Origin of the sequence: Glutamicibacter creatinolyticus (genome assembly GCF_006094275.1) — a bacterium.
GTDB classification, from domain to species: domain Bacteria; phylum Actinomycetota; class Actinomycetes; order Actinomycetales; family Micrococcaceae; genus Glutamicibacter; species Glutamicibacter creatinolyticus.
Map to the genome: position 1 here is coordinate 2,069,274 of NZ_CP034412.1, position 18,286 is coordinate 2,087,559.

The 18,286-nt window shown below is 65.0% G+C and carries 15 protein-coding genes; all 15 read right to left on the reverse strand.

From position 1 onward, the window contains the following. Positions 1-24 precede the first annotated feature (24 nt). On the reverse strand, positions 25-3,534 hold the full coding sequence (gene dnaE / locus GcLGCM259_RS09465; protein WP_421015678.1) for a DNA polymerase III subunit alpha: 3,510 nt from the start codon (positions 3,532-3,534) through the stop codon (positions 25-27). A 188-nt stretch (positions 3,535-3,722) separates the two neighbouring features. Continuing rightward, entirely contained in the window at positions 3,723-4,670 is a 948-nt protein-coding gene (locus tag GcLGCM259_RS09470; RefSeq protein ID WP_138926465.1) for an RluA family pseudouridine synthase, read from the reverse strand. Continuing rightward, complete coding sequence (gene lspA, locus GcLGCM259_RS09475) at positions 4,667-5,230, reverse strand: signal peptidase II (RefSeq protein WP_138926466.1); 564 nt, start codon at positions 5,228-5,230, stop codon at positions 4,667-4,669. The genes GcLGCM259_RS09470 and lspA overlap by 4 nt, the downstream gene beginning before the upstream one ends. Positions 5,231-5,337: 107 nt before the next feature. Beyond that, positions 5,338-6,072 carry a DivIVA domain-containing protein gene (locus GcLGCM259_RS09480; RefSeq protein WP_054821023.1) on the reverse strand — a complete coding sequence of 245 codons (735 nt, stop codon included), beginning with the start codon at positions 6,070-6,072 and terminating at the stop codon, positions 5,338-5,340. Positions 6,073-6,293: 221 nt separating this feature from the next. Next, complete coding sequence (locus GcLGCM259_RS09485) at positions 6,294-6,590, reverse strand: YggT family protein (protein ID WP_138178055.1); 297 nt, start codon at positions 6,588-6,590, stop codon at positions 6,294-6,296. A gap of 24 nt (positions 6,591-6,614) precedes the next feature. Next, positions 6,615-7,166: a cell division protein SepF gene (locus tag GcLGCM259_RS09490; RefSeq protein ID WP_138178057.1), complete on the reverse strand. Its 552-nt coding sequence runs from the start codon at positions 7,164-7,166 to the stop codon at positions 6,615-6,617. 122 nt (positions 7,167-7,288) lie between these two features. Next, positions 7,289-8,011 carry a peptidoglycan editing factor PgeF gene (gene pgeF, locus GcLGCM259_RS09495; protein WP_138926467.1) on the reverse strand — a complete coding sequence of 241 codons (723 nt, stop codon included), beginning with the start codon at positions 8,009-8,011 and terminating at the stop codon, positions 7,289-7,291. 22 nt (positions 8,012-8,033) lie between these two features. Beyond that, entirely contained in the window at positions 8,034-9,218 is a 1,185-nt protein-coding gene (gene ftsZ, locus GcLGCM259_RS09500; protein WP_138926468.1) for a cell division protein FtsZ, read from the reverse strand. Between the two features lie 245 nt (positions 9,219-9,463). Then, positions 9,464-10,198: a cell division protein FtsQ/DivIB gene (locus GcLGCM259_RS09505; protein ID WP_138178063.1), complete on the reverse strand. Its 735-nt coding sequence runs from the start codon at positions 10,196-10,198 to the stop codon at positions 9,464-9,466. Positions 10,199-10,212: 14 nt separating this feature from the next. Further along, the gene (murC, locus tag GcLGCM259_RS09510; protein ID WP_175419381.1) at positions 10,213-11,616 is read right to left on the reverse strand and encodes a UDP-N-acetylmuramate--L-alanine ligase; all 1,404 of its coding nucleotides are present in this window, start codon (positions 11,614-11,616) and stop codon (positions 10,213-10,215) included. Between the two features lie 2 nt (positions 11,617-11,618). Next, a complete protein-coding gene (gene murG / locus GcLGCM259_RS09515; protein ID WP_138926469.1) occupies positions 11,619-12,773 on the reverse strand; it encodes an undecaprenyldiphospho-muramoylpentapeptide beta-N-acetylglucosaminyltransferase in 1,155 nt (384 codons plus the stop codon). A 111-nt stretch (positions 12,774-12,884) separates the two neighbouring features. Continuing rightward, positions 12,885-14,120, reverse strand: coding sequence for an FtsW/RodA/SpoVE family cell cycle protein (locus tag GcLGCM259_RS09520; RefSeq protein WP_246049506.1), 1,236 nt, complete (start codon positions 14,118-14,120; stop codon positions 12,885-12,887). A 30-nt stretch (positions 14,121-14,150) separates the two neighbouring features. Further along, positions 14,151-15,728 (reverse strand): UDP-N-acetylmuramoyl-L-alanine--D-glutamate ligase, encoded by a 1,578-nt coding sequence (murD, locus tag GcLGCM259_RS09525; RefSeq protein ID WP_138926470.1) that lies wholly within the window; start codon positions 15,726-15,728, stop codon positions 14,151-14,153. Next, positions 15,710-16,813 carry a phospho-N-acetylmuramoyl-pentapeptide-transferase gene (mraY, locus tag GcLGCM259_RS09530; RefSeq protein ID WP_138178069.1) on the reverse strand — a complete coding sequence of 368 codons (1,104 nt, stop codon included), beginning with the start codon at positions 16,811-16,813 and terminating at the stop codon, positions 15,710-15,712. The genes murD and mraY overlap by 19 nt, the downstream gene beginning before the upstream one ends. Beyond that, entirely contained in the window at positions 16,810-18,267 is a 1,458-nt protein-coding gene (locus GcLGCM259_RS09535; protein ID WP_138926471.1) for a UDP-N-acetylmuramoyl-tripeptide--D-alanyl-D-alanine ligase, read from the reverse strand. Before GcLGCM259_RS09535 ends, mraY begins: the two co-directional genes overlap by 4 nt. Positions 18,268-18,286 lie beyond the last annotated feature (19 nt).

Genomic DNA, 18,286 nt, shown 5'->3' on the forward strand with positions numbered 1-18,286 from the left:
GTCACACAGGATCAGGCCGGGTACCTAGGCATCCAGGCAGGCCGGACCGAGCAGCACCTTCAGGTCTCCGAACAGTGCCGGGTTCGGGTTCACCCGGTAGTTCATGCCCAGGCGCATCAGCGAGGTGCCTCGCGAGCCGGAGAGCTTGACCCGCACCTCGGTGTTGCCCCGGTGCGTGCGCAGCACGTCACCGAGCTGGGAGACCAGGGTTTCGGTGGCCTTGTGGGTGGGGATCGCAATGACCACCGGCCCGGTGCCGGTGGCGTCGGAGAGCTCCGGGATCATCATTTCCTGCGCGTTCAGGGTGATTGAACCGTCGTCACGGCGCTGCACGCGTCCCTTGATGACCACAATCAAGTCTTCTGCCAGCACCTCGGCGATCGGCTGGTAGGCCTGGCCGAAGAACATGACCTCCATCGAACCGGAGAGGTCCTCCAGCTCGCAGCGGGCGTAGGGGTTGCCGGACTTCTTGGCAATCCTGCGCTGCAGGCCGGTGATCATGCCCGCGATGGAGATGATGTGCCCGTCGGAGGGACCGTCATCGGAGATCACATGGGTGATCGACATGTCCGCGTACTGGTCCAGGGCCTGGCCCAGCCCCTGCAACGGGTGGTCCGAGACGTAGAGGCCCAGCATTTCGCGTTCGAATCCTAGCTTTTCCTTCTTGTCCCAGTCCGGCAGGTCCGGGATGCTTACGCTCATCGAGTCGGAGGCATCCTCGGTGCCCAGCGCGCTGAACAGGTCAAACTGGTTGGCGGCCTCATTGCGCTTGAGGGTGATCACCGAGTCCACGGCCTCTTCGTGGATCGCCACCAGGGCTCGGCGGTGGTGGCCCATGGAGTCGAACGCGCCGGCCTTGATCATCGATTCAATGGTGCGCTTGTTGCACACCACGGCCGGGACCTTGCGCAGGAAGTCGCTGAAGTCGGTGTAGGCGCCCTTCTCGGTGCGGGCCTCGACCATGCCCTCCACCACGTGGGTGCCCACGTTGCGCACCGCACCCATTCCGAAGCGGATGTCCTTGCCGACCGGGGTGAAGGTCAGGGCGGATTCGTTGACGTCCGGCGGCAGCACCGTGATGCCCAGGCGCCGGCATTCGTTCAGGTACATGGCCAGCTTGTCCTTGTCATCACCCACGGAGGTGAGCAGGGCCGCCATGTATTCGGCCGTGTAGTGCTCCTTGAGGTAGGCGGTCCAGTAGGACACCACCCCGTAGGCCGCCGAGTGCGCCTTGTTGAACGCGTAGTCGGAGAACGGCAGCAGGATGTCCCATAGGGTCTGCACCGCGGCATCGGAGTACCCGTTGTCGTTCATCCCCTGTTTGAAGCCGACAAACTGCTTGTCCAGTTCGGACTTCTTCTTCTTGCCCATCGCACGACGCAGGATGTCCGCCTGGCCCAGCGAGTAGCCGGCCAGCTTCTGGGCGATCGCCATTACCTGTTCCTGGTAGACGATCAGGCCAAAGGTGCCGCCCAGGATGTCCTCCAGCGGTTCGGCCAGCTCCGGGTGGATCGGCACCACGTCCTGCAGCCCGTTCTTGCGCAGTGCGTAGTTGGTGTGGGCGTTCGCGCCCATCGGTCCCGGGCGGTAGAGCGCCAGCACCGCGGAGATGTCTTCGAAGTTGTCCGGGCGCATCAGCTTCAGCAGCGATCGCATTGGACCGCCATCGAGCTGGAACACGCCCAGCGTGTCGCCGCGGGCCAGCAACTGGTACGTGGCCGGGTCATCCAGTGGCAGGGTCTCCAAATCCAGGTCGTCCCCGGTGTTGGCCTTGATGTTCTCGATCGCGTCGGAAATGATGGTCAGGTTGCGCAGGCCCAGGAAGTCCATCTTGATCAGCCCCAGGCCTTCGCAGGTCGGGTAGTCGAACTGGGTGATCACCTGACGGTCCTGCAGGCGGCGCATGATCGGGATGACGTCAATGATCGGATCCGAGCTCATGATCACCCCGGCCGCATGCACACCCCATTGGCGCTTGAGCCCCTCCAGGCCCTTGGCGGTTTCGAACACGCGCGCCGCTTCGGGATCGTTGGCGACCAGGTTGCGGAAATCCGCGGCCTCGGAGTAGCGCTTGGACTGCGGGTTTTCGATGTCGTTCAGCGGGATGTCCTTGGCCATCACCGCCGGAGGCAGCGCCTTGGTCAGCGTTTCACCCATCGAGAAGGGGTACCCCAGCACCCGGGAGGAGTCCTTCAGCGCCTGTTTGGTCTTGATCGAACCGTAGGTGACGATCATGGATACGCGCTCGTCTCCGTACTTCTCGGTGACGTACTTGATCACTTCGGGGCGACGACGATCGTCAAAGTCGACGTCGAAGTCGGGCATGGAAACGCGTTCCGGGTTCAGGAAGCGTTCGAAGATCAGTCCGTGCTGCAGCGGATCCAGATCGGTGATGCGCATTGCGTAGGCGACCATGGAACCTGCACCGGAACCACGGCCGGGGCCGACGCGGATGCCGTTGTCCTTGGACCAGTTGATGAAGTCGGCGACCACCAGGAAGTAGCCGGGGAAGCCCATCTTGATGATGACGTCCAGCTCGTAATCGGCCTGCTTGCGCACCTCATCGGGGATGCCATCCGGGTAGCGGTAGTGCAGGCCCTTGTCGACTTCCTTGATCAGCCAGCTGGTTTCGTCCTCCCCTTCCGGGGTGGGGAACTTGGGCATGTAGTTGGCGTTGGTGTCGAAGGAGACCTCGGCCCGTTCGGCGATGAGCAGGGTGTTGTCGCAGGCCTCGGGGAACTCGCGGAACAGTTCACGCATTTCCCGGGCGCTCTTGAGGTAGTAGCCGGAGCCGGAGAAGGCGAAGCGCTTGCCGCCCTGGTCGTAGGTGGGTTCATCAAGGGTGGAACCGGAGTTGATGGCCAGCAGCGCCTCGTGGGCCTTCGCGTCGGCTTCGTGCGTGTAGTGCAGGTCGTTGGTGGCCACCAGTGGGATCTGCAGTTCCTTGGCCAGGCGCAGCAGGTCCTTGGTGATCCGCCGTTCAATCTCCAGACCATGGTCCATGATCTCGCAGAAGTAGTTCTCCTTGCCGAAGATCTCCTGGAATTCGGCGGCGGCCGCCTTTGCGGCCTCGTACTGTCCCAGGCGCAGCTTCGTCTGGATTTCACCCGAGGGGCAGCCAGTGGTGGCAATCAGGCCCTTGGAGTGGTTGTTCAGCAGCTCGCGGTCCCAGCGCGGATACTTGCCGAAGACCGAATCCAGGGAGGCGATGGAGCTGCCCTTGAAGAGGTTGTTCATGCCTTCGTTGTTGTAGGACAGCAGCGTCATGTGGGTGTAGAGGCCACCGCCGGAGACGTCATCTCCCTTTTGCTTTTCCTCGGTACGCCATTTCACGCGCTGCTTGTCATCGCGCGCGGTTCCCGGCGTCACGTAGGCCTCGACCCCGATGATGGGCTTGATGCCGGCCCCGGTGGCCTGGCGCCAGAAGTCGAAGGCACCGAAGAGATAGCCATGGTCGGTGATGGCCATGGCTTCCATGCCCTGCCGGTTGGCTTCCTCGAAGAGCTCGCCAAGACGGGCCGCCCCGTCGAGCATCGAGTATTCGGTGTGGGTATGAAGATGAACAAATCCGTCGCGTGTGGCACTCACGCATCCAGTCTAGCCCTCGGCCCGCGCGGAATCAGCTCGGGCGCGGGTTGGGAAAAGCCACACTCGAGGAGGCGGTTTTTGCCATGGACCCGGCACGCTCCGCATAAGGAAACCGCTGGGTGTGGCAACAAAAACTAGTAGGTTCCTTCGCGCAACAGCTCCAGGGCCCCCGCCAGGTCTGCCGGGTATTCGCTGACGAATTCGACCCATTGCCCGGTAGCCGGATGGGCGAACCCCAGCTGATGGGCGTGCAGCCATTGACGCGTCAGGCCCAGCGCGGCCGCGAGCTTTGGATCGGCGCCGTAGGTCTGGTCCCCGGCGCACGGATGACCGAACGCGGAGAAATGCACACGGATCTGGTGGGTTCGTCCGGTTTCCAGTTCGACCTCGACCAGGCTGGCCCGGCCAAAGGCCTCCTCCACCTTGTAGTGGGTGACCGAGTTGCGCCCGCCATCAAGGACCGCGAACTTCCATTCGAAACCCGGATGCCGGCCGATGGGCGCGTCGATCGTCCCTTCCAGGGGGTCGGGCAGACCCTGGACGACCGCATGGTAGATCTTCTTTGGGGTGCGTTCCTTGAACGCCCGCTTCAGCTCCGTGTAGGCCAGCTCGGTTTTTGCCACCACCATCAGGCCGCTGGTCCCCACGTCCAGCCGGTGCACAATCCCCTGCCGTTCCGGGGCACCGGAGGTGGAGATGTTGTAGCCCTCGGCGGCCAAGGCCCCGACGACGGTGGGTCCGACCCACCCGGGTGAGGGGTGGGCGGCTACGCCCACCGGCTTGTCGATCACCACGAAGTGTTCGTCATCGGCGATGATTTTTAGGTTCTCCACCCGTTCCACCCTCACTTTCAGTGGGTCTTCTTTGGCCGGCAGGTTGACCACCAGCTGGTCCCCCGCCTTGAGCTTCGGGGATTTGCTGATGGTCCTTGCGTTGACTTGCACCTGTTTACTGCGGCACAGTTCGGTGGCCTCGGCCCGTGGGATTTGCAGCTGCCGGGCGATGAAGACATCGGCCCGACTTCCCTGCTCTTCGTCAGCGACTTGCAGTCGGTGCACTGCGGCGGGGCGGTCCTGGCTCATTGTGGCTGGTCCGTTCCCGTGGCCGTCTGGGTATTCTTGCCGGCTCCGCTCATCGGGACGTCACGCAGCAGCAGGATCGCCACCACGATCATCGAGCAGACGATGAAGGAGTCGGCGACGTTGAAGATGGCAAAGCCCGGTACGGAAATCATGTCGACGACGTGTCCGAAGCCCAGGCCGGGAGCACGGAAGATCCGGTCAATGAGGTTTCCACCGACTCCTCCCAGCAGCGCGCCGAGGGTCAGCGCCCAGGACAGGGTGCGCACCTTGCGGATCAGCAGGTAGATCACGTAGCAGAAGACCGCGGCCTGCAGCAGCGCGAAGACGATGGTGAAGTTCTCTCCGAAGGAGAACGCGGCGCCGGGATTCAGGATGTAGTGGATGTTCAGGATCCCGGGGATCACCGGAACCGACTCGCCCAGTTGCATCGTTGATTCGATATAGAGCTTGGTTCCCTGATCCAGGATCAGGGCCAGCACGGCCAGGCCAAAGCCCAGTGCGAGGAACCTGCCGGCGGAGCGGCGGGGATCCGGGGCGGCCGCGGGTGAGTTGTTTTCCATTCGTACCCTTTGTCAACGACGTGTTAAACGACAACGGTGGTGACCGGATGTCCGGTCACCACCGTCAACTGTACTGACTAGCTTTTCAAGTCAGCAAAACCGGTTGGTTAGCTGTTCTTGGTCGTGCTGTCGATCGATGCCTGGGACTCCAGGTCACGCAGCTGGCCTTCGATGTAGGTCTTCAGGCGGGCACGGTAGTCGCGCTCGAAGCCTCGCAGCTGTTCCAGCTTGCGTTCCAGGACGGACTTCTGCTGCTCCAGGGCCGAGAGAGTCTTGCGGCTCTTCTCCTCGGCCTCGGTGACCATGGTGTTGGCTTCGGTCTTGGCGTCAGCGATGATCTTGTCGCGCTGCTCCACACCGGAGGCCACGTACTCATCGTGCAGACGCTGTGCCATGGCAAGCACGTTGGCTGCGGATTCCGCGGTGTCGGTCCGGGCACCGGTTTCGGCTGCCGGAGCGGCCTTCGGAGCCTCGGTCTTCTTTTCCTCGGCAGGCTTGGCAGCAGGTGCCTCGGCCTTCTTCTGCTCGGCAGGCTTTGCAGCTGCGTCGGCCTTCTTCTCCTCGGCAGGCTTGGCAGCAGGTGCCTCGGCCTTCTTCTCCTCGGTGGGCTTGGCAGTCGGGGCTGCTGCCACCGGGGCCGGCACGGACTGCTCCTTGGAAGAGGAAACATCCTCGCCCAGGGCAGACAGGCGGCGGCGGAGCTCGTCGTTCTCAGCGTTCAGGCGACGCAGTTCTACGACGATCTCGTCGAGGAAATCATCTACCTCGTCCTGGTCGTAGCCTTCGCGGAACTTGGTCGGCTGAAACCGCTTATTGACTACGTCTTCTGGCGTCAAAGCCATTGGGTCACCTCAATACTGGGATCTCTTCCGCACGACCTAGGTTGCCCTGCGAAACACTTACCTTGTTCAATACTACGACCGGTGTAGTCGAAGCACCATTTTTTAAAGGATATAACGTTTTGGTCACTAAACACGAAAACGACATCTAGTGGCCGTGTCATTCATTTTGAACCTACCGCGTCAGCCCCGTAAGGACAATCTGCGAACAGGTTCGACAAACACTAAATTCCGACGCTGTACCCGAGATTGCCGACGATCGCCTTGGCGATCACGACGACGATGAACAGCACCAGGAAAGACAGGTCCAAACGTATTCCACCCAAGTCAAGAGGCTTAATACGCTTGCGCAGCCAACGCAGTGGCGGGTCGGTGATCGTTACCACGACCGTGGCTGCGACCAGAGCAATTCCCTTCGGGCTCCAGTGCCGGGCAAAACTTTCAGTAACATCCAACACAATTCTCATTAACAGCAGAATTTGAAGAATACTCAGCGCGAGATAAAGAATCCCGAATAGCATCGTGGCGTTCTCGCTCCTTGGCGGTTAGCTCTGATTGAAGAAAGTTGCCTGGGCTTCGGACTGCTTACGGTCCTCGCCCAGCACCTCTACAGTAGCCGGTGAGAGAAGGAACACCTTATTGGTGACGCGTTCGATGGAGCCATGCAGGGCGAAAACCAGTCCTGCGGAGAAATCTACGAGGCGCTTGGCATCGGTTTCGCCCATGTCGGTGACGTTCATAATCACCGGGATACCGTCACGGAAGTTCTCACCAATGATTTTGGCATCATTGTAAGAACGAGGGTGCACGGTTGTAATCTGACGCAATTCGGAATCCTCATCCCTAACCGAAGGGGCACGTTTGATGGGAGTGACAGGAGCCCGGTACTCGGTTTCCTGCTCATACTGATCTGGTTGCGGAATCGCTGCTCGGGCAGCAGGGGTTGGGCCTGCTGCTTCGGTCGGTCGCTGGGGAGCTTCCTCTTCCACGACTCGCACCTGGGCGCGCTGCTCAGGCTCGCGGGCAGGAGCTTCCTCGTGCTCGACCGCATCGGCCAAGCCAAGGTAGACCATTGCTTTACGTAGTCCGTCCGCCACGATACTCTCCTCGTTTCCCGTACATGCAACCCCAGTGCATGATTCCGCTAGTTCGACGCTACCGCACTGGATTCGGGTAGCAACGTAAATCTGTTCAATTCTCTGCGGTGTGTCGCAGGGAGCTAGTTTTCTCGCCAGATGATGCCGGCGAAACGGCCGCTGTGACGGTCCCGACGGTAGGAGTAGTACTCCGGATTTTCCAGGGTACATATCCCACTGTTGCGCACCTGGACGGCCAGATCGCGAAGTTGCCCCGCGGCGGCCCTTGGCAGGTCCAAGGCCGGGGTGTCCCAGCTGGTGATGCTGCCGATGCCCGGCACCCGCGCCTCTGACTCCTCGAGCATTTCCTGCGGCACCTCGTAGCAGCGCCCGCAGATCGCCGGGCCGATAACGGCCTCAATGCGGGTGGCGCCCAGCTCGGTGAGCTGCTTGACGGTTTCGGGCAGGATTCCGTCCAGTAGTCCCCGGCGTCCGGCGTGAACCGCGGCGGTGGCGCTGGAGTTGTTCTGCGGGTTGTGCCCAACGAACAGCACCGGCAGGCAGTCGGCGACCATGACGGCCAAGGGCGTTGTCCCCGTGGGGCTGATCAGCCCGTCACAGGTGGCCGCCGCGCTTTCCGCGCCTTGCTGTTCGGCACGCTGTTCGGCGTTTAGCACGGTGGCCGAGTGAACCTGGTTCATGAAGGTCAGGGAAAAGCTTCGAACCCCGATCCGCTCCTCCAGCCTGGCGCGGTTGGCCCGCACCTGTTGCGGGTCGTCATTCACGTGCAGGGCGAGGTTGCCCTCGGCCTGTGAGGTGAATGCCAGGTGGATCTGCGGATCGAGGTTCGATGCGTAATGTAGCACTGCGTTCAGGTTCCGGTGCGGACTACTTCAGGAAGTCCGGCACGTCCAGATCGTCGTTGGAGCCGTTCAGGTCCGAATCGACAACGTCGGGAAGGTCCTGGAAGTCCCTGGAGGATTCCGGTTCGGGCTTGCGCTCGGGGATGGCGGCGGCGACGGGCTTCTCGGCTGGCTTGGCCGAGACGCTCTCCGCGGCCGCTTCAGCCGGCGGCGGGGTGGTGATCGACTGGGCCGGCAGCTTCGCCATCGGCTTGCTGGTGGCATCCACGGAGTCGAAGCCGGCGGCGATCACGGTTACGCGTGCCTCATCGCCCAGGGCGTCGTCGATGACGGCACCGAAGATGATGTTGGCTTCGGGGTGGGCCACTTCCTGGACCAGGCGGGCTGCCTCGTTGATTTCGAACAGGCCGAGGTCCGAGCCGCCCTGGATGGACAGCAGCACGCCATGGGCGCCGTCGATGGAGGCTTCCAGCAGCGGGGAGGCGATTGCCAGTTCGGCGGCCTTGACCGCGCGGTCCTCACCGCGGGCCGAGCCGATGCCCATCAGCGCCGAGCCGGCACCCTGCATCACCGACTTCACGTCGGCGAAGTCGAGGTTGATCAGGCCCGAGGTGGTGATCAGGTCGGTGATGCCCTGCACACCGGAGAGCAGCACCTGGTCGGCCTGGCGGAAGGCGTCGAGCACCGAGACGTTGCGGTCCGAGATGGACAGCAGTCGGTCGTTCGGGATGACGATCAGGGTGTCGACTTCGTCGCGCAGCGCCTCGATGCCGGCCTCGGCGGAGTTCGCACGGCGGCGGCCTTCGAAGGTGAACGGACGGGTGACCACACCAATGGTCAGTGCGCCCAGCGAGCGGGCGATGCGGGCCACGACCGGGGCGCCACCGGTGCCGGTGCCGCCGCCTTCGCCGGCGGTCACGAAGACCATGTCCGCACCGCGCAGGACGTCTTCGATCTCCTCGACGTGGTCCTCGGCCGCCTGACGACCAACATCCGGGTTGGCGCCGGCACCCAGGCCGCGAGTTAGTTCGCGTCCCACGTCGAGCTTCACGTCGGCGTCGCTCATGAGCAGTGCCTGGGCGTCGGTGTTGATGGCGATGAATTCAACGCCCTTCAACCCGACTTCGATCATTCGATTGACCGCGTTTACACCGCCACCGCCGATGCCGACGACTTTAATGACCGCGAGGTAATTCTGTGGAGCTGCCACGTCCCGCTTCCCTTGTTAGTTGTGCTACATGAATCACGAAACCAGCGCGAAACCTTCACCCTTAGCCTTAAGGTTTGGCTTCTGTCAAGCTATCGTTATAAGAACGCTATGAGTCGCGCCGGTCTAGTGCAACGACCGCTTGGGGGCGTGTCGTTTTCTACTACGTTCCATCTTTCCAGAATTTTCGCCCAAGTTGCTTCTCCCACACCCACGGCGCGCCAGTTAATGCGGGCAATCGGCGACGCCTAGTAGGTCACCGGATTTTCCGGATTGGAGATGTCCACCACCTTGGGCGGGTTGCTGGACGCCGATAGCTCCTTTAGGAAAATCTGGGCGACTTCGTTCTTCAGCTCTGGCTTGTCTCCCTCACCCCAGATCAGCGTGCGTTTCTTGGGAAGGTTCAGTTCCACGAAGTCGGCCTGGGTCAGCGTCGCGGAGCTCACCTGTTCCAGAACCTTGTTGTCGATGGTGCTCAAAACACCGGTCAACAGCTTGAAGGCTTCGGGATCCTTGGTGCGTTCCGAGGCCGTGATGCCCGGTAATTTATATTTTGCGTCCTTGCCCACTTTTTTCAGTTTGCGCCCGTCCGCGGCCACCAGGTAGCGGTCCTTGCCCTCGATGAGCACCGCCACCGGCTCTGCCTCCACGAGCTCCACCTTCAGGGTGTCGGGCATCTGGGCGCGCACGACCACCTCATCCAACGCCGGTTCCTGCCCGATCAGCTCCATCACCTTGGATTCGGAGATCCGCGGCAACGGGGTGCCTTCCAAGCTGGAGAGGCGTTCGGTGACCTTCTGCTCGTCAATCAGCTTGGTGCCGGTGACCTGGATGTGCTTGGCCGCCAGCACCGGGCTGAAGCTGAGCACCAACACCGCGGCCAGGCTGAGCAGCACCACCGCTCCGGCGACGATCAGCATCACCCGGCGGCGTTTCCTCTCCGGCGGTTCGGGCAGCGGCAGGACTTTTGCGCTTTGGTTCATGGTCCTCCCGCCGCTTAGTCCTGCTGTTCGCGCATGGCCTGGACAATGCGCGGGCCCAGGTGGGTTACGTCCCCGGCGCCGATGGTCATGATCACGTCCCCGGGAGCCGCGGATTCCACGACCCGCACAATGGCCTGCTCGTTGTCCAGCACCGCGCTGGGCACCTCGATGCGGTCGGCGATCAGCGCGCTAGTGACCCCCTCGATCGGATCCTCCCGGGCGGCATAGATGTCCAGCACGCTGACCGTGTCGGCCAGGGAGAGCGCCTCGGCGAACTGCCGATAGAACTCGTAGGTGCGGCTAAACAGGTGTGGCTGGAAAATCACATGCAGCTCCCCCTCGTCGGCGACGGCCCGCCCGGCGCGCAGCGCCGCGGCCACCTCGGTCGGGTGGTGGGCGTAGTCGTCGTAGACGCGGATGGAGGCGACCTCGCCCTTGAATTCAAAGCGGCGGGCCGCTCCGGTGAAGCTGGCCAGCGCGTCCAGCGCCTCCTCGACCTCCAGCCCCACGTGCATGCCCACGGCCAGGGCGGCGGCGGCGTTGAGCAGGTTGTGCTCGCCGGGGATGGCCAGGTTCAGCTCGTGCTCCTGCCCGCTGCCCCATTCCACGGTGGCCACGAAGCGTTCCCCGACCGGGTGGGCGTCGCTGAGCCGGCGGTCGGCGGTGTCGGAGAAACCATAGGTCTGCACCCGCAGTCCGGGCCGCTCGCGGCGCATGGTGCGCGCCAGCGCGGCGGCGCCGGGATCATCGGCGCAGCAGATCAGCAGCCCGTCCTCGGGCAGCAGCCGGGCAAAGTCCTCGAACGCCCGGTGCACGGCCTCTGCGGTGATGTAGTGGTCCAGGTGGTCGGCTTCGATGTTGGTGACCACGATGACGTCGGGCCGGTAGTTCAGGAACGAGCCGTCGGATTCGTCGGCTTCGGCCACGAAGATCGAGCCCTGGCCCAGTTCGGCGTTCACCCCGAGGCTGGCGATGTTGGCGCCGACCGCGAAGCTGGGGCTGGTCCCGGCGGTGCGCAGCATGTGCGCGGTCAGCGCGGTGGTGGTGGTCTTGCCGTGGGTGCCGGCCACGGTGACCGTGTGGTGTCCGGCCATGGTGGCGGCCAGTCCCTCGGAGCGGTGCAGGATCCGCAGCCCGCGGGCGACGGCCTCATCATATTCGGGGTTGCCCGGCTTGATGATCGAGGAGATAACCACCGTCTGCGCGTCCTGCAGGTTCTGCGGGTCGTAGCCGACGTGCACGCGCGCCCCGCGCTCTTCCAGCTCCCGCAGGACCGGCAGGTCCTTCGCGTCGCTGCCGGAGACCGTGACGCCGGCATCCAGCAGCAGCCGGGCCACGGCCGAGACCCCGACCCCGCCGATTCCCATCAGGTGGACCTTGCCCAAATCCGAGACCTTGTGCTGCATTTGCTGCGCCATTGCTACCCTTCCTCAGTGTTCTGCCCGCCGGCGGTGCCGGTGGTGTCCTGCCCGGCCGCGCCCGCTTCGATTTCCTCGATGACCATGCGGGCCATCACCTCGGCCGCGTCGCGCCGGCCCTGCCCCGCCGCGGCCCGGGCCATCTCCTGCAGCCGCGGCGCGTCGGAGAGCACCGGCAGCACGGATTGGCGCACGTAGTCGGGGGTGAAGTTGGCATCCTCGACCAGCAGCGCGCCGCCGGCGGCGACCAGTTCACGGGCGTTGAGTTTTTGCTCGCCGTTGCCGATGGGCAGCGGCACCAGGACGGAGGGCACCCCGGCCACCGCGAGCTCGCACACCGTTCCGGCGCCGGAACGGCACACCATCAAATCCGCGGCGGCGTAGGCGTAGTCCATGCGGTCCACGTACTCCACCTGCGTGTACCCTTCGGCGCGCAGCGGCTGCCCGGAGTCATCAAGCACCGGCTTGCCGCGCCCGGTGATGTGCACGGTGTGGATCCCGGCCGCGGCCAGCGCCGGCAGGGCGGCGGCAATGGTCCGGTTGATGTTCAGCGCCCCGGAGGAGCCGCCGGTGACCATCAGCACCGGGGCCTGGGTGTTCAGTCCAAAGTGCTGCCGGGCCTGCTCGCGCAGCGCCGCACGGTCCATGCGGGCTACGTTCGAGCGCATCGGCATCCCGATCTGTGTGGCGTTGGGCAGCCCGGTGCCGGCGAACGTGGTGGCCACGACCTTGGCGGTCTTGGCGCCCAGCTTGTTGGCCATGCCGGCCACCGAGTTCGCCTCGTGCACGAAAATCGGCAGCTTCAGGCGCCGGGCGGCCAGGTAGGCCGGGGTGCACACGTAGCCGCCCACCCCGATCAGCCCCTGGGCCTGTTGCTCGCGCAGGATCTTGGCGGCTTGGCGCACGGCGGCCGGGAAGGCGAACGGGAAGCGGAACAGGCTCGGGGAGATCGAGCGGGGCATGGGCACCTTGGGGATCAGTTCCAGGCGGTAGCCGGCCTCGGGCACCAGCCGCGTTTCCAGGCCCCCGGCGGTGCCGATCGCGGTGATCTGCGCGTCGGGACGCTCATCGCGGATCGCGTCGGCGATGGCGAGCATCGGTGAGATGTGTCCGGCGGTCCCCCCGCCGGCGACCACAAGTTTCATGGGCTCACTCATGATGCTGGGCTAACTCCTTGTGCTTGGTGGAGGCAGTGCGCGCACTGCCCGGATGGGCCGGATGGCGCACCGGCCGGGCGGCGGCTTTCACCCCGCCCGGGGCTGTGCCTTCTATTCTGCCGTCTTTGGCGCGGAAACCGGCGCCTTGGGCTCGGCGCGTTTTTGGTCGCGCGCTGCCGAGAGCACATATCCCATGGCCAGGGTGACGGCAAGCATGGCCGAACCGCCGGAGGAAATGAACGGCAGCGGCACGCCGATCACCGGCAGCAACCCGCTGACGGTGCCCAGGTTGATGAAGGACTGGCCAATGACCCAGGCCATCAGGCAGGCCATCAGGATGCGGGTGTACAGGTCGGTGGCGCGCACCGCAATCCGGTACATGGCCAGGGCCAGCAGGCCGAAGAGGATCAGCACCAGCAGCACCCCCAGGAAGCCGAACTCCTCGCCCAGGATGGAGAAGATGAAGTCGTTCTGCGCCTCTGGCACATAGGACCACTTCATGCGCGACTGTCCCGGGCCGACCCCGAACCAGCCGCCGGAGGCGAAGGCCTGGATGCCCATGGAGGACTGGTAGCAGATCGCGTCCCCCGGGCCGCAGTCGATGCCCAGCCAGGCCAGGATGCGCGAACGGCGGTTTTTCGAGAGCATGACCATCCCGGAAACACCGACCAGACCGACCGCCCCGATGCCCAGCAGCAGCTTCATCCGCAGCCCGGCCATGAACATGGCGGTGGCGATGATCATGATCAGCACCAGGCCGGTGCCCACGTCGCGCCCGACCAGCACCAGGCCCAGGATGACCACCCCGACCGGGAAGGCGACCGGGATCATGATGTGCTTGTAGTCGTGCAGCAGTGACTGCTTCTTCTCCAGCATGTAGGCGGAGAACACGGCCAGCGCCAGTTTGGCGAACTCACTGGGCTGCATGCCGATTCCGGCCACGCGCAGCCAGTTGCGGTTGCCCAGCACGGTGTGCCCCAGCGGGGTGAAGGCCACCGCGAACAGCGCCGCCCCGGCCAGCAGGATCGCCGGCACGGCGGCCTTGCGCAGCGTGGCGGGCTTGAAGAACTGCATGACGAGCATCGCGGCGATGCCCACCCCGGCGAAGAACGCCTGGTTCAGGGCGACGGTGAACCCGTCCTGCCCGCGGGCGATGGCCTCCACCGAGGCGGAGGACTGCACCATCAGCACCCCGAAGACGGCCAGCGCGATCGTGGAGACCATCACCAGGGTGTAGTCGATCGATGCGCTGGTGCGGCTGCCGGACTCGATGCGCCCAAGCACCCGTTGCGGCCACGGGGGCCTGGGCGTGGTGCCGTTACGCGGTGTTGAGGTGCGCTTGTTCACCGGTGTCCTCCCCCGTTGCCTGTTGCCTGGTTAGTTGCCTTCTCCGCTCTCATCTGCCGGGTCCGGGGCTGCCGGATCGGTGGTGAGCGGGTCGTGTTCCATCAGATCACTGACCGCGCTGATGAACGCGTTGCCACGCTGCGCGTAGGAAGTGAATTGGTCGATGGAGGCCGCGGCCGGGGCCATCAGCACCGTGTCCCCGGCGGTGGCCAGGGTGTGGGCCCGGCGCACCGCTCGGGTCATCACGGCCGGCCCGGCCGGCAGGGTTCCGTCCGCAGCGGTGGCGGCCGCGGTGATGTCCTCGACGGGGACCGCCGGGGCGTGCTTGGCCAGGGCCTGGCGCAGGGCGTCGTTGTCGGTGCCGATCAGCAGCACGTGGCGCAGCCGCGCGGCGTGCTTGGCCACCAGCTGGTGGTAGTCCACGCCCTTGGAGACTCCCCCGGCGATCCACACCACCTTGGTGAAGGCGCTCAGCGAGGCGTCGGTGGCGTGCGGGTTGGTGGCCTTGGAGTCATTGATCCACAGGATGTCCTCGCGCCGGGCGACCGCCTGGATGCGGTGGGCCCCGGCGTCAAAGCCGCCCAGCCCCCGGGCCACGGCTTCGGCCGGCACCCCGTAGGCGCGGGCCAGGGCCGCGGCGGCGGCGGCGTTCGCGGCGGTGTGCCGGGGAACAATTTCCCCGATCTGCTCCAGGGCGATCAGTTCCACCGCGGAGCTGTGCCGTTCCTCGATGAAGGCGCGGTCCACCAGCAGCCCCTCGACGATGCCCACCATGGACACCGCCGGGGTGTTGGTGGTGAAGCCGATGGCGCGGCAGCCCTCGATCACCTCGGCGTTTTCCACCATGGTGATCGTTTCTTCCTGCTCCACGTTGAAGATCGCGGCGATCTGGGTGCGCGCGTAGATCTTGGCCTTGTCGGCCTTGTACGCCTCAAAGCTGCCGTGCCAGTCCACATGGTCCTCGGCCAGGTTCAGCACCACGGAGGCCAGCGGGGAGATCGAATGGGTGAAGTGCAGCTGGAAGCTGGACAGCTCCACCACCAGGACCTCAAAGCCCTGCGGGTCGCGTACGGAGTCCAGGATCGGGGTGCCGACGTTGCCCACCGCAATCGCCTTCTTGCCGGCGGCCAGCAGGATCGATTCGGTCATGCCCACGGTGGTGGTCTTGCCGTTGGTGCCGGTCACCGCCAGCCACTTCGGGGCCGGGCGGCCGGCGCGGGTCTGCACCCGCCAGGCCAGTTCCACGTCGCCCCAGATCGGGATGCCGGCTTCCGCGGCCTCGGCCAGCACCGGGTGGCGCGGGTTCCAGCCCGGGGAGGCGATGACCAGCTCGGGCTGCTGCCCGTCCACCTGCGGCAGCCCGGTGACGTGCTCGGCCCCCAGCAGCACCTGCTGGGCCCCGACGATCTTCAGCGTGTCGGCGCGCCGCACGTTCACCGCGTCCTCGCGTCCGTCCACCACGGTGACCAGGGCGCCGAGTTCGATCAGGGTGTCGGCGGCGGAGAAGCCGGACAGGCCCAGGCCCGCCACGACCACGCGCAGGCCCTTCCAGTTCGCATCCCAGCTGGTTAGTTCGTCCAGACGTTCACTCACAGTGCCACAACCCATTCAGAGTAGAAGAGCCCCAGCCCGGCGGCGACGAACAGCCCGGCCAAGATCCAGAAACGGACCACCACGTTCTCCTCGGACCAGCCGGAGAGCTCAAAGTGGTGCTGCAGCGGTGCCATCTTGAAGACGCGCTTGCCGCCGGAGAGCTTGAAGTAGCCGACCTGGATGATCACCGACAGGGCGATCATCACGAACAGCCCGGCGATGATGACCAGCAGCAGCTGGGTGCGCGAGAGGATCGCCATCGCGGCGACCGCGCCGCCGATGGCCAGCGAACCGGTGTCCCCCATGAAGATCTTCGCCGGCTTGGCGTTCCACCACAGGAAGGCGACCAGGGCGCCGGAGATTGTGGCGCCCAGCAGCGCCAGGTCCAGCGGGTCGCGCACGGTGTAGCAGACCTGGGCGGGGGTGGGGATGGTGCAGGCCTGGTTCTGCTGCCAGATGCCCATCAGGGTGTACGCACCAAAAACCATGATGGAGGCGCCGGTGGCCAGCCCGTCCAGCCCGTCGGTGAGGTTCACGCCGTTGGTGGTGGCGGTGACAATGAAGTTCGACCAGATCACGAACAGCACCAGCCCCAGCATCGGGCCGGCGAAGGCCAGGTCGATGTTGGTGTCGCGCAGGAAGGAGATGGCGGTGGAGGCCGGGGTCAGGCCCTTGTCGTTGGGGAACTGCAGGGCCAGCACGGAGAAGCTGACGCCCACCACGGCCTGCAGCACGATCTTCTGCCAGGCGCGCAGCCCCAGGGAACGCTTCTTGGCGATCTTGATGAAGTCATCCAGGAAGCCGACCAGGCCCATCCCGCCAAAGAGCAGCAGCACCAGCAGACCGCTGGGGGTGATGCCGGCGCTGGCCCGGCCCAGCAGGGCCAGGATGCCGTGGGTGGCGAAGTAGCTGATGAACACGCTCAGCACGATCACCACACCGCCCATGGTGGGGGTGCCGGACTTGACCGAGTGCGAGTTCGGTCCGTCGTCGCGGACGACCTGGCCGTATTGCTTCTTGGTCAGCAGGCGGATGTACAGCGGCATGACCACCATGGTCAGCACCAGGGCGATGCCTGCCCCCAAAATTAATGCGATCACGCTTTGCGGCCTTCCTTTACCTCTGCGGCAATCTCATCTCCGAGGAAACGCAGCCCCGCACCGTTTGATGACTTGAACAAGACAATGTCTCCGGGTTCCAGCTGCTCGTTCAGCAGCTGTCGTGCCTCGTCGAGGTCTTCAACGTAGTGGGCTTCCTCTCCCCAGCTGCCCTCCAGGACCGCCGAGTTGTAGGCCGGTTTGGCTTCACGGCCCACGACCACCAGCTTCTTGATGTTCATGCGCACGGCCAGGCGCCCGAGCTTGTCGTGCTCCAGCACCGAATCCGGGCCCAGTTCCAGCATGGAGCCAAGCACGGCCCAGGTTCGCCGGGCCACCCCCTGCTCGTTGGGCAGGCCCAGTTCGGCCAGGGTGATCAGGGCGGCGCGCATCGAGTCGGGGTTCGCGTTGTACGCATCGTTGATGATGCTCACCCCGTCGGCGCGTTCAATGCGCTCCATGCGCCAGCGGCTGCCGGCCTGCAGGCCGTCGAGGGTCGCGGCGATCTGCGCCGGGGCCAGGCCCAGCACGTAGGCGGCGCTGGCGGCGGCGGTGATGTTGGTGACGTGATGCCTGCCCAGCAGTCCGCTGGTGATCCGGTGGGTGGAGCCGTCCGGGAAGTTCAGCACCAGACTGAGCCGGCCGTTGGCGTCGGTGTCGGCCTCGCTCGCCCACACGGCCGCATTCGCCGGGGCCTGGTTGGCGGCACCGAAGTACTGCACCTCGGCTTCGGTGCGCGAGGCCATGCGGGCCACCCGCGGGTCCTCGACGTTCAGCAGCGCGGTCCCGTTGGCGGGCAGCGCCTCAACGAGTTCGCCCTTGGCCTTCTCGATGTTCTCCACCCCGCCGAACTCGCCGGCGTGGGCGCTGCCGACGCAGAGCACCACGCCCAGCTGCGGCTTGACCATGCCGGTCAGGTAGGTCAGGTGTCCGATCCCGGTGGCGCCCATTTCCACGACCAGGTATTTGGTTTCTTCGGTGGCGCTGAAGATGGTCAGCGGGACCCCGACCTCGCCGTTGTAGGAGCCGATCGGTGAAACGGTGGGGCCGGAGGTGGACAGCAGGGCCGCCAGCAGGTCCTTGGTGGTGGTCTTGCCGGCCGAACCGGTGATGCCCACGACGACCGCGTCGTTGCGTTCCTTGAGGAACTTGACGATGTGGGCGGCAATCAGGCCCATCGCCTCCACCGCGTCCGGCACGATGATCGCCGGGTGCGGCTGACGCTGTTCGGTCAAGGTTTCGCGTTCGGCCAGGGCGGCGATCGCCCCGGCCTGCAGCGCCTGGTCGATGAAGGCGTGCCCGTCGGAGAATTCGCCGGGCTTGGCAACGAACAGCGCCCCGGCGCCGACCTCGCGCGAGTCGGTGGTGACGGAGCTGATGACCCCGGCCGGGTCCAGGCTCTGGCTCGCCCGCCCGCCGGTGATATCAAGGATTTGTTGGATGGACAGTTCAATCATGGCATTTAGGACTTTACAC

Bases quoted from the DNA above. Each gene is read 5' to 3' on its own strand.
- dnaE (WP_421015678.1), bottom strand. From the start codon at position 3,534: ATGCTCGACGGGGCGGCCCGTCTTGGCGAGCTCTTCGAGGAAGCCAAC.
- GcLGCM259_RS09470 (WP_138926465.1), bottom strand. From the start codon at position 4,670: ATGAGCCAGGACCGCCCCGCCGCAGTGCACCGACTGCAAGTCGCTGAC.
- lspA (WP_138926466.1), bottom strand. From the start codon at position 5,230: ATGGAAAACAACTCACCCGCGGCCGCCCCGGATCCCCGCCGCTCCGCC.
- GcLGCM259_RS09480 (WP_054821023.1), bottom strand. From the start codon at position 6,072: ATGGCTTTGACGCCAGAAGACGTAGTCAATAAGCGGTTTCAGCCGACC.
- GcLGCM259_RS09485 (WP_138178055.1), bottom strand. From the start codon at position 6,590: ATGCTATTCGGGATTCTTTATCTCGCGCTGAGTATTCTTCAAATTCTG.
- GcLGCM259_RS09505 (WP_138178063.1), bottom strand. From the start codon at position 10,198: ATGAACCAAAGCGCAAAAGTCCTGCCGCTGCCCGAACCGCCGGAGAGG.
- murC (WP_175419381.1), bottom strand. From the start codon at position 11,616: ATGGCGCAGCAAATGCAGCACAAGGTCTCGGATTTGGGCAAGGTCCAC.
- murG (WP_138926469.1), bottom strand. From the start codon at position 12,773: ATGAGTGAGCCCATGAAACTTGTGGTCGCCGGCGGGGGGACCGCCGGA.
- murD (WP_138926470.1), bottom strand. From the start codon at position 15,728: ATGGGTTGTGGCACTGTGAGTGAACGTCTGGACGAACTAACCAGCTGG.
- GcLGCM259_RS09535 (WP_138926471.1), bottom strand. From the start codon at position 18,267: ATGATTGAACTGTCCATCCAACAAATCCTTGATATCACCGGCGGGCGG.